The organism is Paracoccus sp. NIOT.M2S5SZ12 (assembly GCF_057748165.1).
On sequence record NZ_JBYLFR010000049.1, the window covers coordinates 1 to 3389 of the forward strand.

The 3389-nt window shown below is 61.8% G+C and carries 3 protein-coding genes and 1 pseudogene; 2 read left to right on the top strand and 2 right to left on the bottom strand.

The genetic code is table 11. The features are described 5' to 3' along the window. The first annotated feature begins 55 nt into the window (after positions 1 to 55). Together AC2SGK_RS18115 and AC2SGK_RS18120 are read left to right on the top strand one after the other, a co-directional pair. Entirely contained in the window at positions 56 to 2299 is a 2244-nt protein-coding gene (locus tag AC2SGK_RS18115) for a copper-transporting P-type ATPase (protein ID WP_488324778.1), read from the top strand. A 21-nt stretch (positions 2300 to 2320) separates the two neighbouring features. Beyond that, complete coding sequence (locus AC2SGK_RS18120; RefSeq protein ID WP_045983763.1) at positions 2321 to 2518, top strand: heavy-metal-associated domain-containing protein; 198 nt, start codon at positions 2321 to 2323, stop codon at positions 2516 to 2518. 128 nt (positions 2519 to 2646) lie between these two features. On the opposite strand, the pseudogene AC2SGK_RS18125 reads toward AC2SGK_RS18120, so the two are convergent. Continuing rightward, positions 2647 to 2982, bottom strand: a pseudogene (locus AC2SGK_RS18125) (MFS transporter); the annotation flags it as partial. Beyond that, a complete protein-coding gene (locus AC2SGK_RS18130; protein WP_488324779.1) occupies positions 2942 to 3172 on the bottom strand; it encodes a helix-turn-helix domain-containing protein in 231 nt (76 codons plus the stop codon). The pseudogene AC2SGK_RS18125 and the gene AC2SGK_RS18130, both read right to left, overlap by 41 nt. Positions 3173 to 3389 lie beyond the last annotated feature (217 nt).

Below are 3389 nucleotides of genomic sequence, written 5' to 3' on the forward strand. Positions count from 1 at the left end.
GCGGTGTGCAGCCGATCTTCGCCGCGATCGACATCACCGCCTGCCAGCGCGACGGATGCTGCGCCTCGTTGTCGAAAACCAGCCGCACGGCCCGCTCACGCACTTCAGGGGAAAACTTGTTCGTGGTCTTGCTCATGATGCTCCATCCTACTCAAGAGTTGGAGCCTCCGGCAAACCCGGCGCGGTTCCGGCCAACGCTCAGTATACCTGTCCGATGCACCCGGAGATTGTCTGTGATGTGCCAGGCGACTGCCCGATCTGCGGGATGGCGCTTGAACCCATGCTGCCCTCGGATGAACCGAGCGAGGAACTGACCGACTTCACACGGCGCATGTGGATTTCAGCAGCCGCCGCAGTGCCGCTGATCATCCTGACGATGGGAGAATTGGTCGCTCTGCCGGTGCGGGATTGGATTGGCCACGAAACCGCAAGCTATCTCGAATTCATCCTGGCGACACCGATCGTCCTCTGGGCCGCCTTGCCATTCTTCAGGCGAGGCTGGGATTCACTTGTGAACCGATCACCGAACATGTGGACGTTGATCAGCCTGGGTGTGGGGGCAGCCTACCTTTATTCGCTCGTCGCGACCTTCCTGCCCGGCGTATTTCCCGATGCCTATCGAATGGGTCATGGCGTCGGCACCTACTACGAGGCGGCGGTGGTGATTATTGCACTGGTCTTCGTGGGCCAGGTTCTGGAACTTCGCGCACGTGAACGTACCGGGGATGCCATTCGCGCGCTGCTCGACCTTGCACCCAAGACCGCGCGGCGTATCCTGCCGGATGGGTCGGAATATGACGCCCCCTTGGAAAACATCATGGAAGGTGACCGGCTTCGCGTGCGCCCGGGCGATGCAGTGCCGGTGGACGGCAAAGTGATCGAGGGCCGCTCATCCCTGGATGAGAGCATGCTGACCGGCGAGTCGATGCCGGTGGAAAAAAGTCCCGGCGATGCGGTGACCGGGGCCACGATCAACAAGAACGGCAGCCTTGTGATCGAGGCGGGCAAAGTCGGCGCCGATACCGTTCTTGCGCAGATCGTAACGATGGTCTCGAACGCGCGGCGGTCCCGGGCCCCGATCCAGGGGATGGCCGATCGGGTCTCGGCGGTGTTCGTGCCGACGGTGGTCGGTATCGCAATTTTCGCCTTCGTTGTCTGGCTGATTTTCGGCCCCGAGCCTTCGCTGGTCTTTGCCATCGCCTCGGCCGTGTCAGTGCTGATCATCGCCTGCCCCTGCGCCCTTGGGTTGGCCACGCCGATATCGATCACCACCGCGGCAGGGCGCGGCGCACAGGCAGGTGTACTGATCAAGGATGCCGAGGCGCTGGAGCGGATGGCGGGGGTTGATACCCTGATTGTCGACAAGACTGGTACGCTAACCATGGGCAAGCCGAAGCTGACGGATACCGTGGCACTCGGGGACGTGGCCGAAGCGGACTTGCTGTCACTGGCGGCAGCGCTTGAGCGCGGCTCGGAACACCCGCTGGCCGAGGCAATCGTGGAGGGCGCAGAGGCGCAGGGTGCCGTGCGGCAAGAAGCGTTGGATTTTGAGGCTGTCACCGGCAAAGGCGTGCGCGGCACGGTTGGCGGACGGGCAGTGGCGCTTGGCAACGCGGCCATGATGCAGGAGATGGATCTGGACACGAGCGCGGCCGAAGGGAAGGCTGACACTCTGCGCGCCGAGGGCAAGACGGCGATGTTCATTGCGGTCGATGGCGCGCTTGCCGGTATCGTGGCGGTCGCCGACCCAATCAAGGAAAGTACCGCGCAAGCGATCCGCGAACTCCACGCTCAGGGGCTACGTGTCATCATGGCGACGGGCGACAACGAACGAACAGCACAGGCGGTGGCGAGAAAGCTCGGCATCGACGAGGTGCGGGCGGGTGTCCTCCCAGAAGCCAAGAAAGACCTGATCGATCAGTTGCGCCGCGAGGGTCACAAGATCGCCATGGCAGGTGACGGGGTGAACGACGCGCCTGCGCTGGCCGCTGCCGATGTCGGCATCGCCATGGGCACGGGCGCTGACGTGGCCATGGAGAGTGCCGGGATAACCCTTCTTGGCGGCGACCTGATGGGCATCGTCCGGGCACGCAAGCTGGCTCGGGCAACGTTGCGCAACATCAAGCAGAACCTGTTCTTCGCCTTCGCTTACAATGCACTTGGCGTGCCGATCGCGGCGGGCCTGCTTTACCCCGTCACCGGCCTTCTGCTCTCGCCAATGATTGCAGCGGCGGCGATGAGCCTGTCCTCCGTCTCGGTTATCACCAACGCCCTCCGCCTGCGGCGGGTTGATCTCTAGAAAAACAAAAAGGAAAAGCTAATGACGACGTTCAATATCCCCAACATGAGCTGTGGCCACTGCAAGGCAACGGTGCAAAAGACCGTCCATGCAATCGACCCCGAGGCACAGATCGAGTTCGACATGGCGTTACGAACGATCGCTTTGGAAAGCCGGGCTAAGCCGGACAACGTTCAAGTGGCACTGGCCGCAGCAGGATACCCCGCCACTCTCGCCTAATTTAAAGTTGGGCCGGATGTTCAGTCGCCGCAATGGGCGTATCAGGCGTCTGGCCCATCTGCCTTATCAAAATGTATCATGCTCATACCTCATTCGTGCTTATCCAGACCCGAGGCGGTAGGTTTATCAAGCATACCCCGCGCCAGCATGACCAAGTTGACCAGGACCATCGCCTCCCCCGCGGCGGCCATGTTCAGCGCCAGCAATCCGCGCAGACGGGGCGTGGCCAGATAGATGCAGATGCCCCGGGTCGGGCGATCATAGATGCCGCGCGGCTCGGAGGGCTTCGGACTGGAAAGCACAATAGAAAGGACCAGTGCCGCAGACGCCGCGAACCCGACCATCGTTCCGAAGAAGAGCGCGTTGTAACTGATCACCGCCAACAGCAGGCTGGCCAGCATCGGGCTGACGATGTTCTCAAGATCATAGGCCAGTCGTGATAGAGACAGCGCGCGAGTAGGGCGCCCGGCCGCGCAGCATGTGGCACACGGCCGTTACGCCATCAGCCTGAACCTCGCGGATCAACCGCTGCACCTGGCGCTGGCTCAGACCCACCACTTGCGCCGCCGTGGACGTGCGTAGGCTGCCATCCAGCACCTGCGACAGCACCTCGATCCGTTGAAGCTCGTGTTCGCTCATTAGGATAAGTCCCATGTCAAATACCCTCGTGCCATGCCGCTCAGCGCAGCGTCAGCCTTCAGGGCAGAGGCGACAAATCAACTTTGCCAGTTTGACCTGCCACGGGATTTTTCCTCCATCTACGATTAGAGTTCGGCCCATGGAGAGGACGGACGATGAAGAAGGCACGACTGACGGAAGAGCAGATTATTGGCATCTTGCAGGAGCATGAGGCGGGGGCAAAGTGTGCTGA

What these genes read in the sequence shown, in the direction of transcription:
- AC2SGK_RS18115 (WP_488324778.1), top strand. Translation starts at nt 56, where the DNA reads ATGCTGCGCCTCGTTGTCGAAAACCAGCCGCACGGCCCGCTCACGCAC.
- AC2SGK_RS18120 (WP_045983763.1), top strand. Translation starts at nt 2,321, where the DNA reads ATGACGACGTTCAATATCCCCAACATGAGCTGTGGCCACTGCAAGGCA.
- AC2SGK_RS18130 (WP_488324779.1), bottom strand. Translation starts at nt 3,172, where the DNA reads ATGGGACTTATCCTAATGAGCGAACACGAGCTTCAACGGATCGAGGTG.